The sequence below is a fragment of the Micromonospora sp. WMMD708 genome (assembly GCF_049315245.1).
Taxonomy (GTDB): domain Bacteria; phylum Actinomycetota; class Actinomycetes; order Mycobacteriales; family Micromonosporaceae; genus Micromonospora; species Micromonospora wenchangensis.
On the sequence record NZ_CP186060.1, the window covers coordinates 6,609,956 to 6,636,263 of the forward strand.

At 71.6% G+C, this 26,308-nt stretch carries 21 protein-coding genes and 1 pseudogene; 10 read left to right on the forward strand and 12 right to left on the reverse strand.

Annotation, left to right across the window (positions count from 1 at the left end; all coding sequences use genetic code 11):
- Positions 1–16: 16 nt before the first annotated feature.
- The 3 genes from gnd to dnaA form a co-directional block, all read right to left on the reverse strand.
- Entirely contained in the window at positions 17–889 is an 873-nt protein-coding gene (gene gnd, locus ACN260_RS29380; RefSeq protein ID WP_422754003.1) for a phosphogluconate dehydrogenase (NAD(+)-dependent, decarboxylating), read from the reverse strand.
- A gap of 40 nt (positions 890–929) precedes the next feature.
- Entirely contained in the window at positions 930–2,063 is a 1,134-nt protein-coding gene (dnaN, locus tag ACN260_RS29385) for a DNA polymerase III subunit beta (RefSeq protein ID WP_088643664.1), read from the reverse strand.
- Between the two features lie 783 nt (positions 2,064–2,846).
- Positions 2,847–4,676: a chromosomal replication initiator protein DnaA gene (gene dnaA, locus ACN260_RS29390; RefSeq protein WP_422754004.1), complete on the reverse strand. Its 1,830-nt coding sequence runs from the start codon at positions 4,674–4,676 to the stop codon at positions 2,847–2,849.
- Between the two features lie 628 nt (positions 4,677–5,304).
- Here dnaA and rpmH point away from each other — a divergent pair.
- From rpmH to ACN260_RS29435, 9 genes are all read left to right on the forward strand, one after another.
- Positions 5,305–5,442, forward strand: a complete 138-nt coding sequence (rpmH, locus tag ACN260_RS29395; protein ID WP_007073824.1) for a 50S ribosomal protein L34 — start codon at positions 5,305–5,307, stop codon at positions 5,440–5,442.
- A 29-nt stretch (positions 5,443–5,471) separates the two neighbouring features.
- Entirely contained in the window at positions 5,472–5,900 is a 429-nt protein-coding gene (gene rnpA, locus ACN260_RS29400; protein WP_422754005.1) for a ribonuclease P protein component, read from the forward strand.
- Positions 5,901–5,944: 44 nt separating this feature from the next.
- A complete protein-coding gene (gene yidD, locus ACN260_RS29405; RefSeq protein WP_204925644.1) occupies positions 5,945–6,184 on the forward strand; it encodes a membrane protein insertion efficiency factor YidD in 240 nt (79 codons plus the stop codon).
- Between the two features lie 3 nt (positions 6,185–6,187).
- Positions 6,188–7,183 (forward strand): membrane protein insertase YidC, encoded by a 996-nt coding sequence (yidC, locus tag ACN260_RS29410; RefSeq protein ID WP_422754006.1) that lies wholly within the window; start codon positions 6,188–6,190, stop codon positions 7,181–7,183.
- 211 nt (positions 7,184–7,394) lie between these two features.
- The gene (locus ACN260_RS29415) at positions 7,395–7,973 is read left to right on the forward strand and encodes a protein jag (RefSeq protein ID WP_422754007.1); all 579 of its coding nucleotides are present in this window, start codon (positions 7,395–7,397) and stop codon (positions 7,971–7,973) included.
- 118 nt (positions 7,974–8,091) lie between these two features.
- Positions 8,092–8,793, forward strand: coding sequence for a 16S rRNA (guanine(527)-N(7))-methyltransferase RsmG (gene rsmG, locus ACN260_RS29420; protein ID WP_422756870.1), 702 nt, complete (start codon positions 8,092–8,094; stop codon positions 8,791–8,793).
- A gap of 263 nt (positions 8,794–9,056) precedes the next feature.
- Complete coding sequence (locus ACN260_RS29425) at positions 9,057–10,403, forward strand: AAA family ATPase (protein WP_422754008.1); 1,347 nt, start codon at positions 9,057–9,059, stop codon at positions 10,401–10,403.
- Positions 10,404–10,430: 27 nt separating this feature from the next.
- Entirely contained in the window at positions 10,431–11,483 is a 1,053-nt protein-coding gene (locus tag ACN260_RS29430; protein ID WP_422754009.1) for a ParB/RepB/Spo0J family partition protein, read from the forward strand.
- 1,979 nt (positions 11,484–13,462) lie between these two features.
- On the forward strand, positions 13,463–14,500 hold the full coding sequence (locus tag ACN260_RS29435) for a hypothetical protein (protein ID WP_422754010.1): 1,038 nt from the start codon (positions 13,463–13,465) through the stop codon (positions 14,498–14,500).
- Positions 14,501–14,536: 36 nt separating this feature from the next.
- On the opposite strand, the gene ACN260_RS29440 is transcribed toward ACN260_RS29435, so the two are convergent.
- Both ACN260_RS29440 and ACN260_RS29445 read right to left on the reverse strand, forming a co-directional pair.
- The gene (locus ACN260_RS29440; protein WP_422754011.1) at positions 14,537–15,532 is read right to left on the reverse strand and encodes a D-alanine--D-alanine ligase family protein; all 996 of its coding nucleotides are present in this window, start codon (positions 15,530–15,532) and stop codon (positions 14,537–14,539) included.
- A gap of 7 nt (positions 15,533–15,539) precedes the next feature.
- Entirely contained in the window at positions 15,540–16,847 is a 1,308-nt protein-coding gene (locus ACN260_RS29445) for a PLP-dependent aminotransferase family protein (RefSeq protein ID WP_422754012.1), read from the reverse strand.
- A gap of 297 nt (positions 16,848–17,144) precedes the next feature.
- Here ACN260_RS29445 and ACN260_RS29450 point away from each other — a divergent pair, with 297 nt between their 5' ends.
- A complete protein-coding gene (locus tag ACN260_RS29450) occupies positions 17,145–17,810 on the forward strand; it encodes a GNAT family N-acetyltransferase (RefSeq protein WP_088643653.1) in 666 nt (221 codons plus the stop codon).
- A 29-nt stretch (positions 17,811–17,839) separates the two neighbouring features.
- On the opposite strand, the gene ACN260_RS29455 is transcribed toward ACN260_RS29450, so the two are convergent.
- The 7 genes and pseudogenes from ACN260_RS29455 to murJ form a co-directional block, all read right to left on the reverse strand.
- Positions 17,840–18,994 (reverse strand): N-acetylmuramoyl-L-alanine amidase, encoded by a 1,155-nt coding sequence (locus ACN260_RS29455; RefSeq protein WP_422754013.1) that lies wholly within the window; start codon positions 18,992–18,994, stop codon positions 17,840–17,842.
- A 191-nt stretch (positions 18,995–19,185) separates the two neighbouring features.
- Positions 19,186–19,509 carry a thioredoxin gene (trxA, locus tag ACN260_RS29460; protein ID WP_088643651.1) on the reverse strand — a complete coding sequence of 108 codons (324 nt, stop codon included), beginning with the start codon at positions 19,507–19,509 and terminating at the stop codon, positions 19,186–19,188.
- Positions 19,510–19,546: 37 nt separating this feature from the next.
- The gene (gene trxB, locus ACN260_RS29465; RefSeq protein ID WP_422754014.1) at positions 19,547–20,497 is read right to left on the reverse strand and encodes a thioredoxin-disulfide reductase; all 951 of its coding nucleotides are present in this window, start codon (positions 20,495–20,497) and stop codon (positions 19,547–19,549) included.
- A 177-nt stretch (positions 20,498–20,674) separates the two neighbouring features.
- Positions 20,675–21,670, reverse strand: coding sequence for a hypothetical protein (locus ACN260_RS29470; RefSeq protein ID WP_422754015.1), 996 nt, complete (start codon positions 21,668–21,670; stop codon positions 20,675–20,677).
- Positions 21,667–22,409 (reverse strand): annotated as a pseudogene (gene sigM / locus ACN260_RS29475) (RNA polymerase sigma factor SigM). Before sigM ends, ACN260_RS29470 begins: the two are co-directional and overlap by 4 nt.
- Positions 22,410–22,492: 83 nt before the next feature.
- Positions 22,493–24,088: a protein kinase family protein gene (locus ACN260_RS29480; protein ID WP_422754016.1), complete on the reverse strand. Its 1,596-nt coding sequence runs from the start codon at positions 24,086–24,088 to the stop codon at positions 22,493–22,495.
- A gap of 444 nt (positions 24,089–24,532) precedes the next feature.
- Positions 24,533–26,284: a murein biosynthesis integral membrane protein MurJ gene (gene murJ / locus ACN260_RS29485; RefSeq protein ID WP_422754017.1), complete on the reverse strand. Its 1,752-nt coding sequence runs from the start codon at positions 26,282–26,284 to the stop codon at positions 24,533–24,535.
- Between the last annotated feature and the right edge of the window lie 24 nt (positions 26,285–26,308).

Consider the following 26,308-nt stretch of genomic DNA (forward strand, 5'->3'; position numbering starts at 1 on the left):
AGCCTGTGGATGCCGCTCAGCGCTTGTGCACGGCGTGCCCACCGAACTGCTGGCGCAGCGCGGCGACCGCCTTCATCGCGGGCGAGTCGTCCTGCCGGGAGGAGAACCGGGCGAACAGGGCGGCAGTGATGACGTTGAGCGGGACGGCCAGCCGGATCGCCTCGTCGACCGTCCAGCGCCCCTCACCGGTGTCGTCGGTGTACCCGGTCAACGTGGCCAGCTGCGGGTCCTCGTCCAACGCCCGGTCGAGCAGGTCGAGCAGCCAGGACTGGACGACGGTGCCCTCCCGCCAGGACTTGATGATCCCCGGCACGTTCGTCACCATCTCGGCGGCGGAGAGCAGCTCGAAGCCCTCGGCGTAGGCGTGCATCAGGCCGTACTCGATGCCGTTGTGCACCATCTTGGCGTAGTGGCCGGCGCCGACCGGGCCGGCGTGCACGAAACCGTGGTCGCCGGCCGGCTTCAACGCCTGGAAGATCGGCATCAGGTGGTCGACGTGCTCCTGCGCGCCGCCGACCATCAGGGCGTAGCCGTTCACGTTGCCCCAGACACCGCCGGAGACGCCGACGTCGACGTACCCGATGCCCCGCTCGGCCAGCCGGGCGGCCCGGGGCGCGTCGTCGCTGAACCGCGAGTTGCCGCCGTCGATGATGATGTCGCCCTCGCCCAGCACCTCGGCGAGCGCGTCGATCGTCGCGTCGGTGACGGCGGCGGGGACCATCACCCAGACCGCCCGGGGTGACTGGAGCTTGTCGGCCAGCTCGGCGAGGCTCGCGACGTCACTGCGGTCGGCGTTGCGGTCGTAGCCGACGACCTCCTGGCCGGCGGCGCGCAACCGCTCGCGCATGTTGCCGCCCATCCGGCCGAGTCCTACCAGGCCGAGCTGCATCTGCTCCTACCTCCGTGCGTCCGGGTGCTGCCGGTGCCGATCAGCGGGACACGCGGATCGGCATGATGAGGTACCGGTACCCAGGGATGACCTCGCCATCCTCACCTGCGGGGGAAATCACCGCCGGCTTGAAGGCGTCCACGAAGCGCAGCAGGGCGTACTGGGCCCCCAGGTTGGCCAGGCCGTCGATCAGGTACTGCGGGTTGAACCCGATGGTCAGCGGCTCGCCGGTGAAGGTGGCCTCCATCGCCTCGCTGGCGCGCGCCTCCTCGGTGCCGCCGGCCTCGACGACCAGGCCGTCGGAGCTGAAGCTGAGCAGCACCGGGGTGGTCCGCTCGGCGACCAGGGCGACCCGCTTGACCACCTCGATCAGGGTGCTGACCGGCACCCGGGCCTCGGCGTTGCTGGTGGCCGGGAAGAGCGAGCGGACCGGCGGGTAGTTGGCCCCGTCGAGCAGCCGGCTGGTGGTGCGCCGGGTGCCGCCGGAAAAGCCGATCATGCCTTCGCCGGCGCCGCCCTGGGACAGCGCCATGGTCACCTGGCCGCCGAGCGGGCCGAGCGCCTTGGCGGTGTCGTTCAGGGTGCGGGCGGGAACAAGCGCGTTGATGCTGATCTCGGGGTCGTCCGGGTTCCACTCCATCTCGCGCAGCGCGAGCCGGTAGCGGTCGGTGGCGAGCATCGCCAGGGTGCCACCGGAGAGTTCCAGCCGGACGCCGGTCATCATCGGCAGCGTCTCGTCCCGGCCGGCGGCGATGGCCACCTGGCCGACGGCGGCGGCGAACGCGGCGGCCTCCACGGTGCCGGCGCTCTCCGGCATCTCCGGCAGGGCCGGGTAGTCCTCCACCGGCATGGTGGGCAGGGTGAAGCGGGCACTGCCGCAGACCAGCTCCAGGTGTGCGCCGACCGCGGCGATGTCCACCGGCTTGGCCGGCAGTGCCTTGGTGATCTCGGCGAGCAGCCGACCGGAGACCAGGGCGGCACCGTCCGCGTCGCCCTGCACCTCGACGGTCACCTGGCTGGAGACCTCGTAGTCGAAGCCGGAGACCTGGAGGTTGCCGTCGGTCACCCGCAGCATCACCCCGGCGAGCACCGGTACGGACGGCCGGCTGGGCAGGCTCTTCGCGGTCCACGCCACCGCTTCGGCGAGCGCGTCGCGCTCCACTCGGAACTTCATCAATGCCTCCGCGTCGACGTCAGCGACAACTCTCTCATGCCGACCGCTGCCCACCGTCCCGCCCGACCGTGCGGGTACCCATCGCACCTTAGGGCGCGTGGGCATCGGCTGTGCGCCCGACCCCGTGCTTCCGGTGCCGGGGTGACTGCCGACGGCAGCGCTGCGGCCCGATCCACAGGAAGTCCAACGGTGATGATTGGTTTTTGATTCTTCAGAAGAGATAACTCATCGTCTTCATCGCACCTGTGCAAACTGTGGGTAACTCGCGTCGTCGCAGCTCAGACACGTTATCCACCGGTGGGTTCGCTGTGGAGAACCGGGGGGTAAACCCGGTCGGTGGTCCACAGGCACCCGGTGTCCCCAGAGTTGTCCACCGTTGTCCACCGGTTGTCCACCGGTAATCCACCGGGTTTACCCCCAGCGCTGTGGACAACCGGTCGGGCCCGGACCGCCGTCGTCCCCAGAACCTTCAACAGGTTGCCCACAGGCCCACCGTCGTCGGTGGACAACGCCGAGGTTGTCCCCAGCCGTCCACACCCTGTCCCCAGGGTTTGTCCACAGTCTGTGGGTAACCGGCTCCGGACTGAGCGTGGTTATCCACCGGTTGTGGAACAGGGGCTGTGGACAACCGGGCGGTCCTGTGGACAAAAAAGACGGCGTCACGCGCCGATCGTGGCCCCTCGACCCGGTCGAGGGTCAACCTCGCCGGGGCGTACCGCCACGCAAACGCCCGGCCGAGGGGATCGGCCGGGCGTCGGTGGTGCGGCGGGAGTGGCGTACGTCTCAGGTGTTCTGCTTGATCCGGTTGGTCAGCTCGGCGATCTGGTTGTAGAGCGAGCGCCGCTCGGCCATCTGCTGGCGGATCTTCCGGTCGGCGTGCATCACCGTGGTGTGGTCGCGTCCGCCGAACGCCTGCCCGATCCGGGGCAGCGACAGGTCGGTCAGCTCCCGACACAGGTACATCGCCACCTGCCGGGCGTTCACCAGCACCCGGGAGCGCGAGTGCCCGCGCAGGTCCTCCAGGCTCACCCCGAAGTACTCGGAGGTGGAGATCATGATCTGGTCGGCGGTGATCTCCGGGCCGGTGCCGTCGGGGATGAAGTCCCGCAGCACCTCCTCGGCCAGCGACAGCTCGACGTTGGAGCGGGTCAGGCTGGCGAACGCGGTGACCCGGATCAGCGCCCCCTCCAGTTCCCGGATCGAGTTCGACACCCGGGAGGCGATGAACTCCAGCACGTCCGGTGGGGCGTACAGCCGCTCCTGGGCGGCCTTCTTCTGCAGGATCGCGATCCGGGTCTCCAGGTCGGGCGGCTGGATGTCGGCCAGCAGCCCCCACTCGAACCGGGTCCGCAGCCGGTCCTCCAGCGTCGCCAGCTGCTTCGGCGAGCGGTCGGACGTGATCACGATCTGCTTGTTCGCGTTGTGCAGCGTGTTGAAGGTGTGGAAGAACTCCTCCTGGGTCCGCTCGCGGTTCTCCAGGAACTGGATGTCGTCGATCAGCAGGATGTCGACGTCGCGGTAGCGGCGCTGGAACGCACTGGTCTTGTCGTCCCGCAGCGAGTTGATGAAGTCGTTGGTGAACTCCTCGGTCGAGACGTAGCGGACCGAGCGGGCGTTGCCGAGCGTCTGGGCGTAGTGCCCAATCGCGTGCAGCAGGTGGGTCTTGCCCAGCCCCGAACTGCCGTAGATGAACAGCGGGTTGTACGCCTTGGCCGGCGACTCGGCCACCGCGACGCTCGCCGCGTGGGCGAACCGGTTGGACGAGCCGATGACGAACGTCTCGAACATGTACTTCGGGTTGAGCCGGTTGCCACTGGACTCCGTACCGCCGGGGCGTCGGTCACCGGCACCGGGGCGGTGGTCGACGCCGGCCCGACCGGGCCCGCTGTCGGTGGCGCCGTCGCGGGCCAGGCCGCGCGGACCCTGCGGGTCACGTGGCGCGCGCCCCTGGTCCCGGTACGCGGGCTCGTAGCCGCGCGGGTCGACGTCCGGTCCGGGGGGCCGGTGGCGTTCCTCGCCACCGTGCCGCTCGGGGGCGGGGTGGCGCGGCGGCTCGGTGAAGGCGACGCCGAAGAGGGTGTCCTGGCCACCGTCCCGGCTCGCCGGGACCCGGGGCGGGCGGTGCCCGTCGCGTTCCGCCGGCCCGGCCGGTGGCGGCTCCGCCCCGGACTGCTTCGGCGGCCCTTCCTCCCGCTGGTACGGCGGCGCCGCCTCCCGCTGGTACGGCGGGTCGGGCTCGTCGTAGGCCGGCGGCCGGAAGCCGGGATGGTCGTCGACGGACGGTCCGGTCACCACCGGGGCGGCCTCGGGCCCGCTGCGGTAGACGGTGCCGGCCGGTCGCCCGGCGGCGTCCTCGGCGATCCGCACGGTGACCGCGACCTGGATCGGTCGGCCCAGCCGACGGGTGAGCGCCTCGGTGATGGCCGGCCGCAGTCGGGACTCGATGACGTCCCGGGTGAAGGCGTCCGGCACCGACAGCAGGGCGGTGTCCTCGACGATCGCCCGCAGCCGGGTCAGCCGGAGGTAGGCGCGCTGCTGGGCGGAGATGATCTCGTCGGCGAGTTCGTCCGTCGCCGCGGTCCACACCGCGGCAAGGTCGATCGTTCCGGCCACCGTCGTGCCACCCCCTCGCCTCTGCTCCCGGCCGCCGCTGTGGTCCAGCGGATCGTGCCGGGCCCGCCACCGCGTTCGAGCGGGTGGTACCTCTCACCCACCGGACGGCTGACCGGCCGGCATCCACAAGTTATCCACAGCCTGTGTGTACCGACCGATTGTGGCCGCCCGCCGGACGCGGGTCGGACCTGCCCCCCTTGTCGGGGAGGGCGTTGAAGCGGGTTCACCGTGCCGAACGATTCACTGCCGGGTCCGGTCTTGCGCTCCGAACGACAACCCGAACCTGAAGCTGACCGCAAACGCGCACGGTAACAGCGACGGCCGGCCGCCATCAACCGACGCCCCCGTCGGGATCGGGACGTGGGGCCGGATCGGCGGTGCTGCGACCCCCCGGAGCCGCAGCCCAGGGTGGTTTGACGGTCATTGCCCCCCTGCGTAGGCTGGAGGGGCTGCTCTGTCGCCCTCTGCTAGGGTGATGGGTGCTTGCTGTCCGTGGTCGCCGCCTCGCCCCGTCGAGGTTCCGTGCCGCCGGGCAGCGCCGATCGGAGGCCACCGCCGAGGTGGTCTGGTCCACCAAACGACCCCGGGCGAACCCGCACCGGGGACGTACGAAAACGGAGAGCCTGACGTGAGCAAGCGCACCTACCAGCCGAACAACCGCCGGCGCGCGAAGACCCACGGCTTCCGGCTGCGCATGCGCACCCGGGCCGGCCGCGCCATCCTGTCGACCCGCCGCGCCAAGGGCCGCGCCCGCCTGTCGGCCTGAGGCCGACCGGTCCGGGGACGTGGACAGTCGTGCTGACGGCCGCACAGCGACTGCGGCGTAGCACCGACTTCGCCGCAGCGGTCCGGGGTGGTCGACGTGTCGGTCGTGGCGCCGTCGTCGTCCACCTGACACTGCCGGCGACCGCCACACCCGCGGCCACACCCCTCGGGACAACCCCGCCGGAGCCGGCGCGGACCACCGACCCGGAGTTGATCTCCGAGTCGAGCCGCGCCGGCTTCGTCGTGTCCAAGGCCGTCGGTCCCGCCGTGGTACGCAACAAGGTCCGCCGCCGGCTGCGGCACCTGGTCCGCGAGCGGCTCGCCACGCTGCCGGCCGGCAGCACCCTGGTGGTACGCGCCCTGCCCACCGCGGCCGGGACGCCGTACCCCCGGCTGGCGGGCGACCTGGACGCGGCCATCGCCGCCGCCCGGCAGCCCCGGGGCCGGAGGGCGCGGTGAGCAGCAGCCCGATCGTGCCGCCGCGCCGGAGCATGGGTGCCCGGATGCTCAGTGGCCCTATCATCGCGTACCGTCGTTGGATAAGTCCGGCGTTGCCGGCCCGCTGCCGGTTCTACCCGTCGTGCAGTGCCTACGCCCTGGAGGCGGTGACCCGTCACGGTGCGTTGCGGGGAGCCGGCCTGACGGTCCGGCGGCTGTCGCGCTGCCACCCTTTCCACCCTGGTGGACACGACCCGGTGCCGGAGCCGGGCCGCCGCCGACGCGCCGACGTGACTGGAGTCTGAGAATTGAGTCTCGACTGGATCTACTACGCGATCTCGTGGATCCTGCTGACCTGGCACTCGGCGTGGGACGCCATCGGGGTGCCGGTCGACGCGGTCCTCGGCACCAACTGGTCGTGGATTCTCGCCATCGTCTTCCTGGTGGTCACCGTCCGGGTGATCCTCTTCCCGGTCTTCGTCAAGCAGATCAAGTCCCAGCGGGCGATGCAGGCGCTCCAGCCGAAGGTCAAGGAGCTCCAAGAGAAGCACAAGGGTGACCGGGAGACGCTCCAGAAGGAGATGATGGAGCTCTATCGGAAGGAAAAGGCCAACCCGCTGATGGGCTGCCTTCCGATGTTCCTCCAGATCCCGGTCTTCCTGGGCCTCTTCCACGTGCTGCGCCGGCTCGACCCGGCCAAGGAGGCCAAGAGCCTCTACGGCTGGACCGCCGAGCAGTTCGACAGCGCCTCCAGCGCCAAGATCTTCACCGCCCCGATCGCCGGCAAGTTCGGCTCCACCGCCGACGAGCTGGCCCGGCTCGGCGCGAACGGCACCACCGTGAAGGTGATCGCCGGCATCCTGGTCCTGGTCATGATGGGCACCACCTACCTGACCAGCCGCCAGATGATCCTCAAGACCGGCTGGGCCGAGGACCCGCAGCAGCGGATGATCCAGCGGCTGATGCTCTACGGCATCCCGCTGTCCCTGCTGGTCTCCGGCTCGATCTTCCCGATCGGTGTGATCATCTACTGGGTCACCAACAACCTGTTCACCCTCGGCCAGCAGCAGTGGGTGCTCCGCAAGTTCCCGCCGCTGGTGACCAACAAGGGGGTCACCGGCGGCAAGGCGACGACCCCGGGTGGCCGGAACCCGGTGCAGCCGGCCAAGTCCGGTGGTTTCCTCAACCGGAACAAGCCCGTCGCGCAGGTGCCGGCCAAGCCGGCCGCGCCGAAGGTCGCCGGGCCGAAGCCCGGTGCCAAGCCGGTCAACCCGAAGAAGGGCCCGGCCAAGCGCCAGGGTTGAGCCGCCGGGCTGCCGTCGGTCGTGCCGACGGCAGCCCCCGGTACCGCGCAGCCGCCGTGACGGCCGGCGCCGGACCGGACCCGCCGCGCCCGACGCGGCGGACGGGACCGCCCCCACCAGACGTGCCCGTGTCGAGCCGGCCCCTTCCGCCGGCCGCCCCGGGAGACCAACGGACCCGACGGTCCGGCCGAGCTAGTACGGAGATGACACCGTGACCGACACCAGCATCCCCAGCGCGGACGCCCCGCTCGACGAGGAGACCGTTCCGACCGCCGCGACCGGTGAGGGTGAGCCCGCCGACGGCGGCAAGGAGAAGAAGTCCGCCGGCGAGGGCGAGTTGTTCGCCCAGAGCGAGATCGCCGCCGACTACATCGAGGGTCTGCTCGACATCCTCGACTACGACGGCGACATCGACGAGTTGGTCTCCGGTGGCCGTCCCGTCGTCGAGGTGGTCGGTGGCCGGTTGCAGAACCTCGTCGGCCAGCGGGGCGCCACCCTGGAGGCGCTCCAGGAACTGGCCCGGCTGGCCGTGTTCCGGCAGACCGGTTCCCCGAGCCGGCTCCTGCTCGACGTGGGTGGCTACCGCGCCACCCGGCGTAAGGAACTCGCCGCAGTCGCCAAGAACGCGGTGGAGAAGGTCAAGGAGCACGGCGAGCCGGTCCGGCTGGAGCCGATGTCGGCCTTCGAGCGCAAGTGCGTCCACGACGTGGTCAACGCGATGAGCGGCGTGGAGAGCGAGTCCGAGGGTGTCGAGCCGACCCGACGCATCGTCGTCCGGCCCGCGGACTGAACTGGTGCCCACCGACGACGTCCCGACCGATACCGCTGCCGGCCCGGGTGCAACGCCACCCGGGCCGTCGCCCGAGCGGCCCGTACCCTCGGCGCAGGACGCCGCGCTCCCGACCGGGCTGGCCGCCGCCGCGCGGACCCTCTTCGGGGACCGGCTCGACCTGGCCGTGCGGTACGCCGAACTGCTCGCCACCGACGGCGTGGTACGCGGCCTGATCGGCCCCCGGGAGGCACCCCGGATCTGGGACCGGCACCTGCTCAACTGTGCGGCTGTCGCCGAGCTGATCCCCGGGAACGCCAGCGTGATCGACGTCGGGTCCGGTGCCGGCCTGCCCGGGATGGTGCTGGCGATCGCCCGTCCGGACCTGAACGTCGTACTGGTCGAGCCGCTGGCCCGGCGCACCTCGTTCCTCGTCGAGGCGGTCGAGCGGCTCGGACTGGCCAGGACCGTCCGGGTGTTCCGAGGGCGGGCCGACGAGGCGGCCACCGGAGCGAACGGTGTCGGCCCGTTCTCCGCCGACGTGGTCACCGCCCGCGCGGTGGCACCGCTGGACCGGCTCACCACCTGGAGCCTTCCCCTGGTCGTCCGTGGTGGACGACTGATCGCCCTCAAGGGGGCCTCCGCGGCGGATGAGATCGTCGAGCATGCCGGGGCGGTCGCCGCGCTCGGCGGAGGCGAGCCGACGGTACGGCTCTGCGGTGCTGATCTCCTCGACCCGCCCACCACCGTGGTGGAGATCGTCCGGGAGCGGGTGGTCCGCGCCCCCGGCGTGAAGATGGCGCCGAAGCGGTCGCGTGGAGGCCGTAAGCGCGTCCGTTGACCTGACCTGTCGGTGTCGAGCGCCGCGCGGCGCGGTGGGCTGCCCGACGGGCGGGGACCACCCGACCGTCCGGACAACGAAGATGGACCCGCCGCGCCCGTCCCCCGTAGGCTGACCGCGCGTCGATAGTGTGGGGCGGGCGGATGTTCGGGTGCACCGGATACCGATCGCCCACGCCGGGCCGTACGCCCTGCGGTGCGAGCGCGTGTACGGCAAGCGAGACGGGGTGCGGACCGACCATCCGGAGCGGGTAGGGATGACAGGTGCATGACGACGGCAGGTACGACGACCCATGGGTGAACCGGCCCGAGGGGCCGGGCTCAGGCGTGGACCCTGTTTCACGTGAAACCGACCATCAGCCGGGCTGGACGACCGGTGGGCAGCCCACGATCCGACCGCCGGAGCACGATCCCGGGGTACGCCGGGAGCCGCCCGCGGTGGGTGCCGCCCGTCCGGTGCCCGAGTCGTACGTGCCACCGCCCTCCGTGCCGTCCGGCCCCGACGGGCGGCCGGTCAACGCTCCGGACGACCGGACGACCACCTCGGTACGACGGAACGCGGGGGTTCCCTCGCGCTTCGAGGCACCGGTGCACGGCAACACGCCACCGGTGCCCGCACAGCCCCATCCCGGCGCGGTGCCCGATGCCGTGACCATGGTCGGCGCTCCCGCTCCCGGGGCCGTCGATGCGGCGGACGCCGCGTACGTTTCACGTGAAACCCCGACGCGCGAAGAGGATGATCCACCGTTGGCTATGGAGGCGATGCGCGCCGTGCAGATCCTTAATCCGAGTGGCGAGGTGACCATGCCCCGTCCCGAGCGGACCCGGGTGATGTGCGTTGCCAATCAGAAGGGCGGCGTGGGCAAGACCACGACCACGGTGAACCTGGCGGTGGCCCTGGCCCTGCACGGAAACCGCGTGTTGGTGGTCGACCTCGACCCGCAGGGCAACGCTTCCACCGGGTTGAACGTCCCGCACCACACGGGCGTGCCGGATGTCTACGACTGCCTGATCGACAGCGTGCCGCTGGCCGAGGTCGCCCAGGAGGTGGAGGGCATCCCCAACCTGTGGTGTGTGCCGGCGACCATCGACCTCGCCGGTGCCGAGATCGAACTGGTCTCGGTGGTCGCCCGGGAGTCCCGACTGAACCGGGCGATCGAGGCCTACCCGGGGCACTTCGACTACGTGTTCATAGACTGCCCGCCCTCTCTCGGCCTGCTGACAGTCAACGCTCTGGTGGCTGCCCAGGAGGTGCTGATCCCGATCCAGTGCGAGTACTACGCGCTGGAGGGGTTGAACCAGTTGATAAACAACATCAATCTGGTACGCCAGCACCTGAACCCGAAGCTCGCCGTCTCCACGATCCTGCTCACCATGTACGACCGCCGTACCCGGCTGGCCGACGCCGTGGAACAGGACGTCCGCAACCACTTCGGCGACAAGGTCCTCCAGGCTGTCATCCCCCGCAACGTCCGCGTGTCGGAGGCCCCGAGCTACGGACAGTCCGTGATGACCTACGATCCCGGATCGCGGGGGGCTACGAGTTACTTCGAGGCCGCCCAGGAGATCGCCGAGCGCGGTGCCAAGGAGCCGGTGAACCGGAATGCGTAGTGCGGACGAGTCGCTGGGAGGCGTCGTATGAAGAACCGTCCCCGGGGCGGTCTGGGTAGAGGGCTCGGTGCGCTGATCCCGACCGGGCCGGTGCAGGAGAGCAGCACGGCCACGGCGACCATGCCCGTGGAGGTCGACCCGGCGCGTCCGGTGATCGAAACGTCCGCCGATCCCGTGAACCCGACCCCGTCGATGCCCACCCCGACGGTCGGTGCACCGCCGCAGCCTGAGGAACCCCAACTCAGCCCGGTGCCCGGTGCGCGCTTCGCGGAGATTTCCGTCGACGCGATCGTGCCGAACCCCAAGCAACCCCGGCACGTCTTCGACGAGGAGGCGTTGGAGGAGCTGAAGACCTCCATCCAGGAGGTCGGCTTCCTCCAGCCGATCGTCGTACGTCAGCTCGACGGCGAGAAGTACGAACTCGTCATGGGTGAGCGGCGTTGGCGTGCCGCCCAGGCGGTCGGCCGGGAGAGCATCCCGGCGATCGTCCGGGAAACCAAGGACGACGCGATGCTCCGGGACGCGCTCCTGGAGAACATCCACCGGGCCAACCTCAACCCGCTGGAAGAGGCCGCCGCGTACCAGCAACTGCTGGAGGAGTTCGGTGCCACCCACGAGGAACTGGCCCGCCGGATCGGACGCAGTCGCCCGCAGATCTCGAACACGATCCGACTGCTGAACCTGCCCCCACAGGTCCAGCGGCGGGTGGCTGCCGGTGTGCTGTCGGCCGGTCATGCCCGCGCGTTGCTCAGCCTCGACGAGTCGGAGGCCCAGGAACAGCTCGCCCTGCGCATCGTCGCCGAAGGACTCTCCGTACGGGCCACCGAGGAGATCGTCGCCCTGGCGCTCAGCGACGGCCCCACCAGGACGCCGGCTGCCAAGCGCCGGGCCAAGCCGCATGCGCCTGCACTGACCGACCTGGCCGACCGGCTCTCCGACCGGTTCGACACCCGGGTGAAGGTGGACATCGGTCGGAGCAAGGGAAAGATCACGATCGAGTTCGCCACGGTGGACGATCTGGAGCGGATCGTCGGCCTCATCGGCGTCGGCGAGGAAGAGCAGGCAGGACCCGAGGACTGACGACAGTCCGACTGCCGGGTCCGGTACGGCCCGTCCGTCAGCCTGTGCCGCAGTCGTCATTTCCGGCCGCGTGCCCGCCCGGGTGCGCGGCCTGTTGCTTGTCCCGTGGAGCTGTCGGGTCGTGGGGGCTGGCGGTCGGCCGGTCCGAGAGGACCAGGGCACTCGGTGTGCGGGAGCCGGGAACACGGTCCCTCCGTCCCCGCGCATGCGTCGGGTGGACCCCTCGTCACCGCCACCGTCGGCAACTGCCTGCCCGCGGGGCGGCCTGAAGACGGGGAGGTCCGAGGGAAGGGAAGTCAGAGCTTTCCGACGGGAGTGGTGAACGGGTGCAGCCGAGCGGAGGGCTGCTCCGTAACGGCGTGCTCGGCTGCCGTTGAGGATGGCAGGCTTCGGCAGCGACGCCAACGAGTCACTTCCGACGGACCAGTTTCACGTGAAACCGGGGTCTGGCGATGGGGCCCGACGCGCCGATACCGCGGGGGAATCGTGCTCCGGTGAAAGCCCGACCAGAAGGTCGGCGCCGTCAGCGGAAGCTGTGGAGGGGCCACACCTGGAAGGTGGCGAGACCACCCGGCTCCGTGCCTCCGGTACCGGGGCCAACGATGGCGGACGGTGAGACACCGGGTTGGACGAAGCGGGCAGGGGCTGTGAGTGCCGGGCCGCGCAACCAGAGTCCCGCTGGCCCGTCGTCTGACCGGGCGCAGCTTGCGTGGAAGCTGGGCCGAGTTCGGCCTGACGCCGGTCGTGACGGTGGCCCGGGTCCGAAGGGCGGCGTGCCCCGTCACGAACCGGGGTTCCCAGCGACTGACAGGCAGGAGCACGCCGCCCGAGCAGTTCGGGCCGGTGGGGCTCGACACCGCCGACCAACGCGACACCCGCATCGGACCTACTTGTGGGCTGACCTGATGTGGGGGATGCCAGCGGGACAGCCGCGCGGCGGCCGCCCCGACCGTCGGGGTGGCCTGCGGGCCGCTCAGATGGCCTGGATCACGATGACTGCCGCGACCCACAGTGGGTTCCGTCCGGGAGGCGCAGAGGTCGGCACGATTGATCTGAGAGCTCCCGCCGGCCGGCTACGCCCGACGGGGCGCCGCGAGAGCGACCAGACGCGCCTGATGCCGCAACGTTTCACGTGGAACAGCGGGCTCCCAGGATGCATGATCACCCGCTGCCCGCTGCCCGCTGCCCGCTGTCCGCTGTCCGCTGTCCGCTGCCCGCTGTCCGCTGCCCGCTGCATTGAAGTGGACCCGACGCCCCGATGTCGGCATCGACCCTCCGGCGGCATCCCCCGCTGCCACCCGGCCGGCCCCCGGCCGCCCACCGCCGTTACGTGCGACCCTGATGTCACCACCACTGGCAGGATCTCGCGGCGGCGACACGGGTGGTGCTTCACCCGTCAGGCGGCGGATGGTGCCGAGAGCCAGTCCGCACCACCGAGACGCAGCGTCAGCCCATCCGAGCCCGGCCACGCCGCCCCGGTGTTGTTTCACGTGAAACCCGTGGGCCGGTCCTCACCCCTGCCGCCGCGAAGCCGTGGTGAGAACCGGCCGACGGGGAAGGTGATCACTGGCCATACCGAACCGCCCGGTCTCCTGGAGGCGGACAAGCACCGACGCGTGAATGGGCGATCCCAGGTCTCCGTTGAAGGAAAAGCGACGGCCGCCCAGCAGCCCGGTGAACCTCTCGATCGTTGAGGAAGACGGACCCCTGGTTCCTGTGAACAGTGCTGTGGATGAAGCACCAAAGTTATCCACAGAAGTTTTCCACAGGCTGCACTCGTTTCACGTGAAACAGCGCGTCAGAACGCTTCCCGGCCTGTGGATGACGGGGTGTGCTGGTGATCTCATCAGCCTGTGGACAACCGTCCTTCAGCCCCTCGGCGTCACCCCGTCCGTCGCCTCCCGCTGGCTGAAATCCCCTCATGATCAGCGGCGTTCGGGGTAGGGACAGCGGTCCCCGTCTCGGTTAGGGTCAGCGTCGTGCACGACACCCCTCCCCCCTCGGTTCCGGACTTCACCCAGTGGCCGTCGTTCCCCTTCGAAGGTGACCTCCGGGTCAAGCAGCTCGACGAGCCGGTAGCGGTCGAGCCTCCCCGCAAGGGCGAAGGGCTCCGGGAATGCATCGCCTGCAACGCGCCGGACGACGCGTACATCTGGGTGGGTGAGCGCTGGCGGGTGCGGGCGATGGACCGTCCCACCGGCCTGCCGATGGTCCTCATCCTGGAGTCACGGTCCCACCTCGACCTGGGCGACCTGCCCAACCTGCTCGCCGCCGAACTCGGGGTGATGACGGTCCGGCTGGAGCGCGCCATCCGCTCGCTGGACGGTGTCGCCCGGGTGCACGTGAACCGGTGGGGCGACGGGTCCGCCCACCTGCACATGTGGTTCCTGGCCCGGCCGTACGGTCGGCTCCAACTGCGCGGCACGTTCCTGTCGCTCTGGGACTCGATCCTGCCCCCGATCTCAGAATCCCGGTGGCGGGAAAACCTCGCGCATGTCGCGGCCTGGCTGGCCGAGTTCGGTGGACGCCCGCTCGCCGAGCCGCCGCGCATCCAGTGGCAGACGCCCTCCAGTATCGCCGCGCAGTCGTCGGCCGAGGCCGCGGCGGCAGCCGCCGACGAAGCCGTCTCGGTGATCGAGTCGGCGGAGGAGACCCCGCTCCCGGTCACGGAGAATGCGCCCACCCCGGACCTGGCCACCGGGTCGGGAGGAGCCTCGGTCGACACCGTGGCGGAACACGCGGCGTCGGGGGGAGGTACGGCGGAGGAGCCGGGCAACGGCACCCCGGGCGACGACCCCGAGCCGGAGACCGGCCGGGACGCCGACGGTCAGCCCGCCGAGGCCGCCCACCCGGACGGCGGGTCCGAGGGCACCGGTACCGATTCGGCGTCGAGCGGTCCCGACGGTCCGGCGACGGAGATCACCGGGACCGACGAGCCGGCCGGAACCGGGAAGGGTAGCGGCGGAACCGGGGAGGACAGCAGCGGAACCGTCACCCGGGACACCGTCCGACACTGACGAAACGCCGGCCGCAAGCCGGCCTACAGCGGCGGGTCAGGAGCGGCGGGCGGCGGCCCGACCGACGAGCGTGCCGAGGACCTGGCCGAGGTCCAGCCCGGCCGCCTGAACCGCCAACGGCAGCAGCGACGTCTCCGTCATCCCGGGTGAGACGTTGACCTCCAGCACGTGCGGCTGACCGTCCCCGTCGACGATCAGGTCGACGCGGGACAGGTCACGCAGCCCGAGTGCGGTGTGCGCGGCCAACGCCACCTCGGCCACCGCACCGGCGACGGTCGGGTCGAGTCGGGCCGGCGCGTGCCAGGTGGTGCGGCCGGCGGTGTAGCGGGCCGCGTAGTCGTACACGCCGTTGCGGGGGACGATCTCCACCGGCGGCAGCGCCTGCGGTCCGTCGCCCAGGTCGAGCACGGACACCGCCACGTCCATCCCGGCCACGTACCGCTCGACCAGCGCCGTCGAGTCGTACGCGAAGCAGCCGACCATCGCGGCCGGGAGCGCGGCGGCGTCCCTGACCACGGCGGCGCCGAGGCCCGAACCGCCCTGCGTCGGCTTGACCATCAGCGGCAGCCCCAGCCGGTCCACGATCCGGTCGAGCACCGCCACCGCACCCAGCTCGGAGAAACGGTCGTGCGGCAGGGCCACCCAGTCGGGGGTGGGAATGCCGTTCTCCCGCAGCACCGCCTTCGCCGAAGGCTTGTCCCAGGCCAGCCGGGCGGCCCGTGCGTCGCAACCGACGTAGGGCGCGTCGCAGAGGTCGAGCACGCCGCGCAGCGAACCGTCCTCGCCGGTCGCGCCGTGCAGGGCGATCACCACCGCGTCGGGCGGGTCGGCGGCCAGCGCGGGCAGCAACGCCACGTCGGCGTCCCGCAGCTCCGCCTCCACGCCGGCGCTGCGCAACGCGTCGAGGACCCGCCGGCCGGACCGCAGGGAGACGTCCCGCTCGTAGGACAGGCCACCGGCGAGCACGAGCACGTGCAGGTCGGAGGCGGTAGAACCGGTCACGAGGGAGCGCTCGACGGGGGTGGCAGCCATGCCGGAATCATGCCAAGTCGGGGCCGGGGGCGTCCGGACCACCCCGCCGGCTCCCGGTCGGGGTGACCGCCCCGAAGACCTGCCGCATGGCCAGCTCCTGTTCCATCACCCGGGCCAGCCGGCGCACCCCCTCGCGGATCCGCTCCGCGGTGGGGAAGGAGAAGTTGAGTCGCATGTTGCCGGCACCGGTGCCGTCGGCGTAGAAGCCGGTCCCCGGCACGTAGGCGACCCGGGCGGCGATGGAACGCGGCATCATCGCCTTGGCGTCCAGCCCGTCGGGCAGGGTGGCCCAGACGAACAACCCGCCGGCGGGCCTGGTCCAGGTGGTGCCCTCGGGCATCTGGTCGTGCAGCGCGCCGAGCAGCGCGTCCCGCCGCTCGCGGTAGACCTCCCGGTAGACCTTGAGCTGTTCCCGCCAGGGCATCGTCGACAGGTACGTCGAGACGGCTGCCTGCGCGAAGGCGCTGGGGCAGAGGATCTGCGCCTCGCTGGCGATGACCAGCTTGTCGCGGACGGCGTGCGGGGCGAGGATCCACCCCACCCGCAGCCCGGGGGCGAAGGTCTTGGAGAAGGTGCTCAGGTAGAACACCCCGTCGCGGCGGCGGGCCCGCAGCGGCGTGGGCGCGTCACCCTCGAAACCCAACTGGCCGTACGGGTCGTCCTCGACCACCAGCAGGCCGGCCCGCTCGCAGATGTCGAGCACCCGTTCCCGCCGCTCGTCGCTGAGCGTCACGCCGGCCGGATTCTGGTAGGTGGGGATGGTGTAGAGGAACTTGACCCGACGGCCGGCGCGGGCCTGGTCGGCGATGGCCACCTCCAGGGCCTCCGGGATCAGCCCGTCGTCGTCCATCGGCACGTGCACGACCTGGGCCTGGGCGGCCTGGAACACCCCGAGTGCGCCGACGTACGTCGGGCCCTCGGCGAGCACCACGTCACCCGGGTCGAGGAAGAGCCGGGCCACCAGGTCGAGCGCCTGCTGCCCGCCGACGGTGACCACCACGTCGTCGGGGGAGGCACCGCAGGAGGCGTCGATGCCGGAGAGCGCCATCACCTCGCAGATCCGTTCGCGCAGCTCCAGGCTGCCCTGGCCGATGCCGTACTGGAGGGTGGTCGAGCCGAGTTCGGAGCCGAGCCGGCCGAGCATCTCACCGACCGCGTCGAGCGGCAGCGCGGCGATGTAGGGTGCGCCACCGGCGAGCGAGACGACCTCCGGCCGGCTGGCGACCGCGAAGAGGGCCCGGATCTCCGAGGCGGTCATGCCCCGGACCCGCCGGGCGTACCGGTCGGTGTAGTCGTCGAGCGTCGTGCCGGTCATGACATCACCTCGATCGGGTGTCGGTCGGGCTCCCGCCCGCTGGGGTACCCGCGGTGCCGGCGACCATGACGGCGCGGGACGCCGGTCGGCCGATCGTAGTCCCCGTTCGGCGGATCGCCGGTCACGATCCGGGGCGGGTCCACATCCCGGACGTCCCGTCCCCGTCCCGGGTGGCCATTCGCGCGTCCCCTCCCGTACGGTCGCCAGTCGGCGTACGATCGCTCGTCGGGGACGCAGCGGGCGATGCTGCCGCTGCGGGCTGGTCTCGCCTCCGAGCCAAAGTGTGGGGATGCTCTGATGTCGCGACGTCTGGTCAGTCTGACCCTGGACACCCTGGAAGACCTGCCTCGGCCGTGCCGGCAGTGCGTCTACTGGGAGCTGGATCCGGTCTCCGCCGAGCGGGCCTGTGCGAACGGCGACCCGGGGCTGGAGAAGGAGGCGTGGGTCTCCCAGACGCTCCTGGAGTGGGGTTCCTGCGGCAAGCTGGCGTACGTCGACGGGATGCCGGCCGGGTTCGTGATGTACGCGCCGCCGGCCTACGTACCCCGGTCGATGGCGTTTCCGACCTCGCCGGTCTCGGCGGACGCCGCGCTGCTGATGACCGCCAACGTGGTGCCCGCCTTCGCCGGGGGAGGGTTGGGCCGGATGCTGGTGCAGGGGGTCGCCCGGGACCTGACCAAGCGGGGTATCAAGGCGATCGAGGCGTTCGGCGACGCGAAGTTCGGTGACGAACCGGACGACACCCGGGCCTGTGTCGCCCCGACCGACTTCTTCCTCTCGGTGGGCTTCAAGACGGTCCGCCCGCACCCCCGCTACCCGCGCCTGCGGCTGGAGCTGCGCACCGCGCTGAGCTGGAAGTCCGACGTCGAGTACGCGCTGGAGAAGCTGCTCGGCTCGATGAGCCCGGAGAGCCTGCTGCGGCCGGTGCGTCCCGCCCCGGCCACCCGCTCCAGCGCCGGCTGACCGGGCCGCCGACCCGGGCCGCGCCCGGCTCAGTCGCGGACCGCGCCGGCCGCCACCACCGCGCGGAGCGCGCTGACGTCGATCGAGCCGGTCGGCACGTCCCGTTCGACCGGGAAGAACATCCGCTGTACAGCCGCGACGAGCGCCTCGACGATCCGGTCCCGGAACCGGGGGTCGACCAGCCGGGCCCGGTCCTGCGGCGAGGTCAGGTAGCCCACCTCGACCCGCACGGCGGGCATCCTGGTCAGCCGCAGCAGGTCCCACGCCTTGGCGTGGGTACGGCAGTCGCGCAGCCCGGTCCGCGCGACGATCTCCCGCTGTACCAGCCCGGCGAGCCGTTCCCCGGTGGCCGAGGTGACGCCGTTGTCGGTGCCGTAGTGGTAGGTGGCGACCCCGTCGGCGGCCGGGTTGGCGTGGCCGTCGGTGTGCAGCGAGATGAACACGTCGGCACCGAGGGAGTTGGCCAGCTCCGCCCGGTCGATGTCCGGCAGGCAGGTGCGGGGCGCGGGGCCCCGGGTCAACTGCACCCGGACGCCGGCCGCGGCGAGTCGCCCCTCCAGCCGGCTGGCCAGGTCGTGCACCAGGTCCGCCTCGGTCCAGCGCAGCGTCCCGTCGGGCACCACCACCCCCGGGTCGGTGCCGCCGTGGCCGGGGTCGATGACCACGGTGCGCCCGACCAGGGTCGGCCCGGACTGTCGGATCGCGTCGGATTCGCGCAGCCACTGGGGGCGTCCGCCGACCACCTTGCGGCCGAGCCGACGCAGCGCGCCCATCGTGTACGGCCCGCAGGAGCCGTCCGGTTTCAGCCCCACCTCACGCTGGAACTGCGCCACCGCCCGCGCGGTGCGTACGCCGTAGACGGCGTCCGCGCCGCCGACGTCGTAGCCCATCTCCAGCAGGCGTTCCTGTAGCGACCGGACGTCCTCGCCGATCAGCGGGTCGGGCACCGCGTGGTAGAGGGTGCGGGCGCCGAGCCGCCAGCGGGCGGCGTCCAGGGCCCGCCACGTCTCGGCACCGACCCGCCCGTCCGCGCTGAGTCCACGGGACTGCTGGAAGGCCCGGACGGCCCGTTCGGTGGCGGCGTCGAACTCGTCGCCGGGTGCGGCGAGAAGGTCCAGGCCGGTCAGGACGGCACGGATCTCGGTCACTGCCGGTCCGCGGTCACCGGGTCGGATCGGACGCACGCAGGACCCCCTCAGAGGTTGGCTGCCGGGCACCTTCGCTTGACGGCCACGCTTGCGCGTCCGGTAGGACCAGCGCTTACGGAGCGTACCGTGACCGGTTGCCGTCGGCCGGGGGTTCGTGCAGGTCAGGAGCCCGAACGGCGGGAACCCCGCACCCGGTGGGGTGCGGGGTTCCCGGTGGTGGAACGGGGTTACAGCGCCGACTCGATCAGCCGGACCAGCTCGCCCTTCGGCTTGGCGCCGGCGATCGACTGCACCGGCTCGCCGTTCTTGAAGATGGTGAGGGTCGGTACGGACATCACCCGGTAGGCGCGGGCGGTCTCCGGGTTCTCGTCGATGTTGAGCTTGACGATGGTGACCTGGCCGGCCATCTCGCCGGCGATCTCCTCCAGCAGCGGCGAGACCTTGCGGCACGGCCCGCACCACTCGGCCCAGAAGTCCACCAGGACCGGCTTGTCGGACTTGAGCACGTCAGCGGTGAAGCTGGCGTCGGTGACGACCTTGGTCGCTCCCACTATTGACCCTCCTTCTCAGTTGTGGCGTTGCAGTCGTTCAGCTCAGGGTGGCGATGAACCGCTCGGCGTCGAGGGCGGCGGCGCAGCCGGTGCCGGCGGCGGTGATCGCCTGCCGGTAGGTGTGGTCGACCACGTCACCGGCGGCGAAGACGCCCGGCACGCTGGTGCGGGTGCTCGGCGACTGCACCTTCACGTAACCCTCGTCGTCCAGCTCGACCTGGCCGCGGAAGAGTTCGCTGCGCGGGTCGTGGCCGATCGCCACGAAGACGCCCGTCACGTCGAGCACCTTGACGTCGCCGGTGTGCACGTTACGGACGCGGACGCCGGTCACCTTGCCGTCCTCGCCGAGCACCTCCTCGACGGTGCTGTTCCACTCCACCCGGATCTTGTCGTTGCTCAGCGCGCGGTCGGCCATGATCTTGCTGGCCCGGAACGAGTCGCGCCGGTGGATGATGGTGACCGACTCGGCGAACCGGGTGAGGAAGCTGGCCTCCTCCATCGCGGAGTCGCCACCGCCGACCACCACGATGTGCTGGTTGCGGAAGAAGAAGCCGTCGCAGGTGGCGCAGGACGACACGCCGTGGCCCAGGTACTCCTGCTCACCCGGCACACCCAGCGGACGCCAGGCCGAGCCGGTGGAGAGGATGACGGCCTTCGCCCGGTAGGCGGTCTGCCCGACCCACACGGTGCTGACCGCGTCGGAACCGGTGTCGCCGGTGTCCTTCAACTCGACCCGGGTGACGTCGTCGGTCAGGAACTCCGCACCGAACCGCTCGGCCTGCTTGCGCATGTTGTCCATCAGCTCGGGGCCGAGGATGCCGTCGGCGAAACCGGGGAAGTTCTCCACCTCGGTCGTGGTCATCAACGCACCGCCGGACTGCACACCCTCGATCACGAGTGGCTTGAGGTTGGCGCGTGCGGCGTAGACCGCCGCCGTGTACCCGGCCGGCCCGGAGCCGATGATGATCAGGTTGCGGACCTCGTCCACTGCCGTCTCCCGATGTGTGTGTACGACATCGGCGGCGCACCGACGTCGATCCGAGCGCCGACGGTTCAACGACGTCGGCGGCTGACTTGCAGAACGTCATCGTACGAACCGGGGATTCCCGGACCGGTCGTCCGGTGGGTCACGTCACGCGATGCGGGACGAGCGGTGACCGGGCCCTCACCCTACCCGCGACTGGTAGCGGGTGTCCGCGCCGGACCCCGGCACACCGCACTCCGCGCCGCTCACCCACGCCCACCGTGCCCCGGTGGAATCGGCGAAGTGGACGACCAGCGCCGGCTCGCCGTTGAACGTGGCGTAGTCGACCACCTCGACGGTGACCGGCCCACGCTGGTGCGCGGACGCGATGTCGGCGAGGCAGGCGTCGAGCGCCGCCCGCCCGGTCAGCCGGTCCAGCCCGGCGGGGGCGGCGAGCCGTTTGCTCTCCGGCGCGCCGGGGCTGATCTGGGTGGTGACCCCCGGTTCGTCACCGGGCCGCAGCCCCGGCGGGGTGACGGGTTGGGCCAGCGGGGCTTCCGTGGTGCCCCGCAACGTCGACGGAGACCAGTCGACGCCGCTGCGCCGGGTCTCGCCGCTGAACCGGAACCCGCGCTCCGTGCTCTCCTGCGCCGGGCCGGCCATCGAGGTGGGCGCGTCCCGGTCGGCGGTGCCGTCGACCAGGTGGGCGACGCCGAAGCCCACCGCGGCCAGCGACGCCGCGGCGAGGGTGACCGGCCCGGCGAGCCGCGCCCAACGTCGCCGCCGGCCGGGGCCCGACGGATCGGCACGCCCGTCGGGGGTACGCCGGCCACCCGGCTGCGTAGGCACGGCCGCCCCCACCTGCCGGATGTCGCCCGGTGCGGCCGGTCGTGCGGCCCGGCGGGGAGTCGCGTCGTCCTCGGCGGGCGGGTCGGCAGCCGGACCGGCACCGGCGAGCACGGCGGTGAGCCGCTCCACCACGGCCAGTGGCATCTCCGGTGCGGCGGCGCCCCAACCGGCCAACGCGTCGTGCACGCGGGCCACGGCGGGCGTCAGGACGGCGTGCGCCTCGGCCCAGGCCGGGTCCTCGGCCACCAGGCGGGCGACGACGGTGTGCTCCGGGGTGCCGTCCAGTGCCCCGCCCACGTAGTCGGCGAGCAGGTCGTGGTCGACCTCCCTGAACTCCCGGCCCGTCACTGCTCCTCCTGGATGGCGTCCCGCCGGGCCTGCCCCGACCCCGATCGGACGCCGCTGGCCGGCTGCCGGTTCCCGGGTGTGACGTCGGGAACGTCCCGCCCCGTCCGGCGGGACCCGTCCGCCGTGGTCGACCCGACCGGGGGCTGGTCCCCGCCGGTGCGCAGGTGCCCCAGCACGCCGGCCAGGCGGGCCCGGCCCCGGGCACACCTGCTCTTCACCGTGCCCTCGGCCACGCCGAGGATCCGGGCGACCTCGGCGACCGGGTAGCCCTGCACGTCCACCAGGATCAGCGCGGCCCGCTGCTCGACCGGCAGCCCGGCCAGCGCCTGGCGTACGACCAGGGCGGTGTCGTGGTCGGTGGCCGGGGCGGTCGGTTCGACGCCACCGGTGCCCCGGGCGTCGTGGTCGCGGTTGCCGTCGGGCAGCGGGACGGTGGGGTGCGCCTGCCGGCGGCGGAGCCGGTCCAGGCAGGCGTTGACCACGATCCGGTGCAGCCAGGTGGTGACGGCGGAGTCGCCCCGGAACCGGCCGGCGGCGCGGTGGGCGGACAGCAGCGCGTCCTGGAGGGCGTCGGCCGCCTCCTCCCGGTCGCCTGTGGTCCGCAGGGCCACCGCCCAGAGCCGGTCGCGGTGCCTGTGGAAGAGCGCGGTGAAGGCGTCCCGGTCACCGGCGACGTGGGCGTGGAGCAGGTCCAGGTCGGTGGTCTCGGGGTGCGGCACCACGGCCGACGCCGGCCCACCGGTCGCCGGGTCGGGTGACTGCCCGCCGCGACCGACCATCACCACGTCCGGCGGAGGCGGTGACGGGGTCGCGGCCGGCGGATCACGATCCCTGGACCGCGATCTCCTGGACGCCCAGCTTGAAGCCCCGCTCGGTGGAGGGCAGCTCGGTGATCCAGAAGAGCAGGTACTGGTATTTCTGCTCGGGGTCGAAACCGTCGAAGGCCATCTTGGTGCCGTCGTGCTGCTCGAACGGCTGGCCGATCCGCGTCTTGAAGCCCTTGACCAGGTCCTTGTCGCCCTGCGAGGTGGACGGGAAGTCGCCGTCGCCGGTGAACAGCGCGGCGGAGACACCGGAGTCCGACAGGGTGGCGGTGAGCGACTTGACCGTGTGCGGGGCACCGAGGTCGATCCAGACCCCCATGCCCTTCTTGTAGTTGCTGAAGTTGGCCGAGTAGTAGGTGTCGGTCTCCCAACCCTTGTCCTCGTCGCCGTCCATCATCTTCTCGGCGTCGTCCAGCTCGTTGCGCTGCCGGCTGTCCGGGTCGATGATCCGGATGTCCTGGATGGCGAGCTTGCGCACCACGGGGGCCGGGGTGGCGTCGCCGGCCGGGGCGCTGATGGAGGGGCGGGCCACCGGCTCGGTCTCGGGGCTGTCGTCACCGCCCAGGGTGGTGATGCCGATGAGTAGGCCGACGAGGGCGACCGCCAGCAGCCCGGCGATGCCGATCGCGACCTTCCGGCCGCCCGCGGCGGCCAGCGGTGAACGGTCCTCGACGCCGTCGGCGGTGAACCGGATGGTGCCGGTCTGGTCGAGGAAGTGGTCCTCGGCGGGGATGTCGAGGCGACCCAGCTCGGCGGAGAGCACGTCCGACGACGGCGGGGCGATCTCGGCGTCGAGCAGGTCCATCGTCAGGTCGTCGAGGTACGCCGGTACGCCGGCCCGGACCTGCCGGGGGGCGGCGATGGCGCCGCTGGCGTCGCGGACGGCGTCCGGGATGGCGGCCCGGCCGTGGCCGGCGGTCGCGCCGCGCAGCGGGGCCTCGGCGTGCGGCCAGTGCCCGGTGAGGGCGAAGTAGAGGACGCCACCCACCGCGCGGATGTCGGCTTCCTGGCTGTCGTCGCCGTCGGTGCGGGCGTCGGCCAGGACCACCCGGCCGTCGTCGCTGATCATCACGGTGCCGGGGTGCACGTTGCCGTGGACCATCCCGGTGGCGTGCACAGCGGCGAGGGCGCTGGCGACCGCGTTGCCGACGGCGGTGGCCCGGGCCGGGTCCATCGGCCCCTCGGCGACCAGCTCACGCAGGGAGCGGCCGTCGACCCACTCCCGGACGACGTACGCCCGGACGTCCTCGTCGATCGCGTCGTAGACGCCGACCAGGTTGGGGTGGATGACCCGGCTGGCCGCCACGGCTGCCTGGAGCATCTCGGTGGCCGAGTCGCCGCCGGGGTAGCGGAGCACCACCGCCACGGGCCGGCGCAGGATGACGTCGACCCCCCGCCAGACCAGGCGCCCGGCGCTGTCGTTGTTGATGTGCTCGACCAGCTCGTACCGCTCGGCGAGGATCTCACCGGCCATGGGAGCACCGAAGGTCATGACCGGAGGAGCAGTTTCCTCCGCCTCCTGACCCTCGCCGACCTGGGTCACCCGTCCTCCCTCGGTGATCGTGTCGATCGATGGACCCGCGCTGCTGGGCATGTGGCTTCCCGCTCCGCCGTCGCTGGAACCGACCGGCGGCGTCGACTCGGGCGTCGGCCACCTGCCGTGTCCGTCGACAGCGACCTTACCCGGACCGCCCGTCATACCGACATGTCATCTTCCCGCCGCGCCCCACGGCCTGTCGCATATGAGGTGGAAAGTCCGTTTAATGCCGCTCTCTCCCGCGTTGCTGACACATGTACTGGCCAATCTAGACGCCCGTCGCAAACCGCCGGCCTCCGGGCCGACCCACCGGAGCGAACCGGTGTCGACAGGTCTGGTTCCCGCCGAACGGTGATACATGCTCAGCCTTACGGTTGGTTATCCACAGCCCTTTACGGTGACTGAGCGGGCAATCACCAAGTTATCCACAGGCGTGTCCCCAGGCTGGTGATCCTCGTTCACACTGCGTGTCCCCTGCCCGGTTCCGGGCTGGCCGGCGGCTCAGCGGCCGAGCCGCCGGCGCACCATCGCGACCACCTCGGTGATCTCGCCGATCCGCAGCACCATCGCCAGGCCCAGGTACGTCCCGCCGATCACCGCCCCGCCGAGGACCAGCCGCACCGCCGCCGCCGTCCAACTCAGGTTGCCCGGGTCGCCGGGCAGCAGGTTGACCACCAGCAGGCCGACCAGCGCCGCGCCGAGCGCCGCCACCAGCACCTTGCCCATGGTCCGCATGATCCGGCCCAGTCCGATCCGGCCCACCCGGGGCCGCAGCAGCATCGCCGAGAGCACCGCCGCCGCCACGTACGAGATGGCGTTGCCGAGCATCATGCCGGCCGCCGCGAAGGTGGCCGAGAAGGCGACGAACACCCCGATCTGCACGGCCACCCGCAGGATCACCACCGGGATGTTGACCAGGGCCGGGGTGCGGGTGTCCGGCAGCGCGTAGAAGGCGAAGGTGAACAGCTGGCTGATCGCGAACGGCACCAGGCCCAGCGCGGCGACCAGCAGCACCAGCGAGGTGGCCAGCGCGTTGTCACCGGTGAACGCGCCGTACCGGAAGACCACCACGGAGACCGGGCCGGCCAGCACCGCATAGCAGACCGCGATCGGGGCCAGCACCGCCGTCACCATCCGGGTGCCCCGGGACAGGTCGGCGGTGACGTCGGCGAACCGGCCCTCGGCGGCGGCGGCGCTCATCCGGGGCATCAGCGCCGTGATGATCGAGACGGCGATGATGCCGTGCGCCATCATCAGCAGCAGGAAGACGTTGTTGTAGATCAGCAGGCCGGCGTTGCTCTCGTCGCCACCGGCGGCCCGGGTGAGCAGGTTGACCACCACGAACAGGCCGAGCTGGTTGACCGCGACGTAGCAGAACATCCAGCCACCGAGCCGGGCCAGCTCGCGCAGGCCCAGCTCGCGGAAGTCGAACCGCAGCTTCCACCGGAAACCCACCTTGCGCAGCGCTGGCAGCAGCCCGGCCGCCTGCACCGCCACGCCGAGCAGGGTGCCCCCGCCGACCAGCAGGATGCGGTCCCAGCCGATGTCCTCCGGGCCCAGCGCCTTCGCCCCGTACACCACGATGTAGAGACCGAAGGTGCCGATGACGACCAGGTTGTTCAGGATCGGCGCCCACATCGGCGCGGCGAAGTGCCCCCGGGTGTTCAGCACCGCCGCGATCAACGCGCTGACGCCGGTGAAGAACAGCATCGGCAGCATCAGGTACGACAGGTTGGTGACCAGGCCCGTGTAGGCCTCGTTCTTGCCACCGGCGTAGAGCGTGGTCAGGGTCGAGGCCAGCAGCAGGGCCAGCACCACGGTGACCGCGAGGGCCAGCACCGCGAGGGTCAGCAGCCGCTGGGCGTACGCCTCGCCCCGGTCCGGGTCGGCCTTGCTGCGGCGGACCAGCACCGGGATCAGCACGCTGGTCAGCACGCCGCCCAGCAGGAACTCGTACACCTGGTTGGGCAGGAACTGGGCGGTGGTGAACGCGTCGCCGACGGCGCTGCCCAGCGCGGCGCCGATCATCAGGTTCCGGACGAAGCCGGTGCCCCGGCTGACCAGGCTGCCGACCGCCATCACCGCGCTGTTCGCCGCCGCGCTGGTCTCGGCGACCACCTCCTGCGGCGGCGCGGTCGCCTCCACCCCCGGCTGGTTCAACGGCTCGGCGGAGATGAAGGTCGCCCCGTCGTACGGCCGGGGCCCGTCGCCCCCCTGCGCGGCGTTCGCGCTGCGGTAGAGCCCGCCGCTCATCTCCAGCCTCCCCGGGGTACGACG

Coding starts and splice junctions, on each gene's coding strand:
- ACN260_RS29440 (WP_422754011.1), bottom strand. CDS start 15,532: ATGGCTGCCACCCCCGTCGAGCGCTCCCTCGTGACCGGTTCTACCGCC.
- dnaN (WP_088643664.1), bottom strand. CDS start 2,063: ATGAAGTTCCGAGTGGAGCGCGACGCGCTCGCCGAAGCGGTGGCGTGG.
- ACN260_RS29450 (WP_088643653.1), top strand. CDS start 17,145: ATGTCGCGACGTCTGGTCAGTCTGACCCTGGACACCCTGGAAGACCTG.
- yidD (WP_204925644.1), top strand. CDS start 5,945: ATGCTCAGTGGCCCTATCATCGCGTACCGTCGTTGGATAAGTCCGGCG.
- ACN260_RS29480 (WP_422754016.1), bottom strand. CDS start 24,088: ATGCCCAGCAGCGCGGGTCCATCGATCGACACGATCACCGAGGGAGGA.
- murJ (WP_422754017.1), bottom strand. CDS start 26,284: ATGAGCGGCGGGCTCTACCGCAGCGCGAACGCCGCGCAGGGGGGCGAC.
- gnd (WP_422754003.1), bottom strand. CDS start 889: ATGCAGCTCGGCCTGGTAGGACTCGGCCGGATGGGCGGCAACATGCGC.
- ACN260_RS29430 (WP_422754009.1), top strand. CDS start 10,431: ATGAAGAACCGTCCCCGGGGCGGTCTGGGTAGAGGGCTCGGTGCGCTG.
- ACN260_RS29445 (WP_422754012.1), bottom strand. CDS start 16,847: ATGACCGGCACGACGCTCGACGACTACACCGACCGGTACGCCCGGCGG.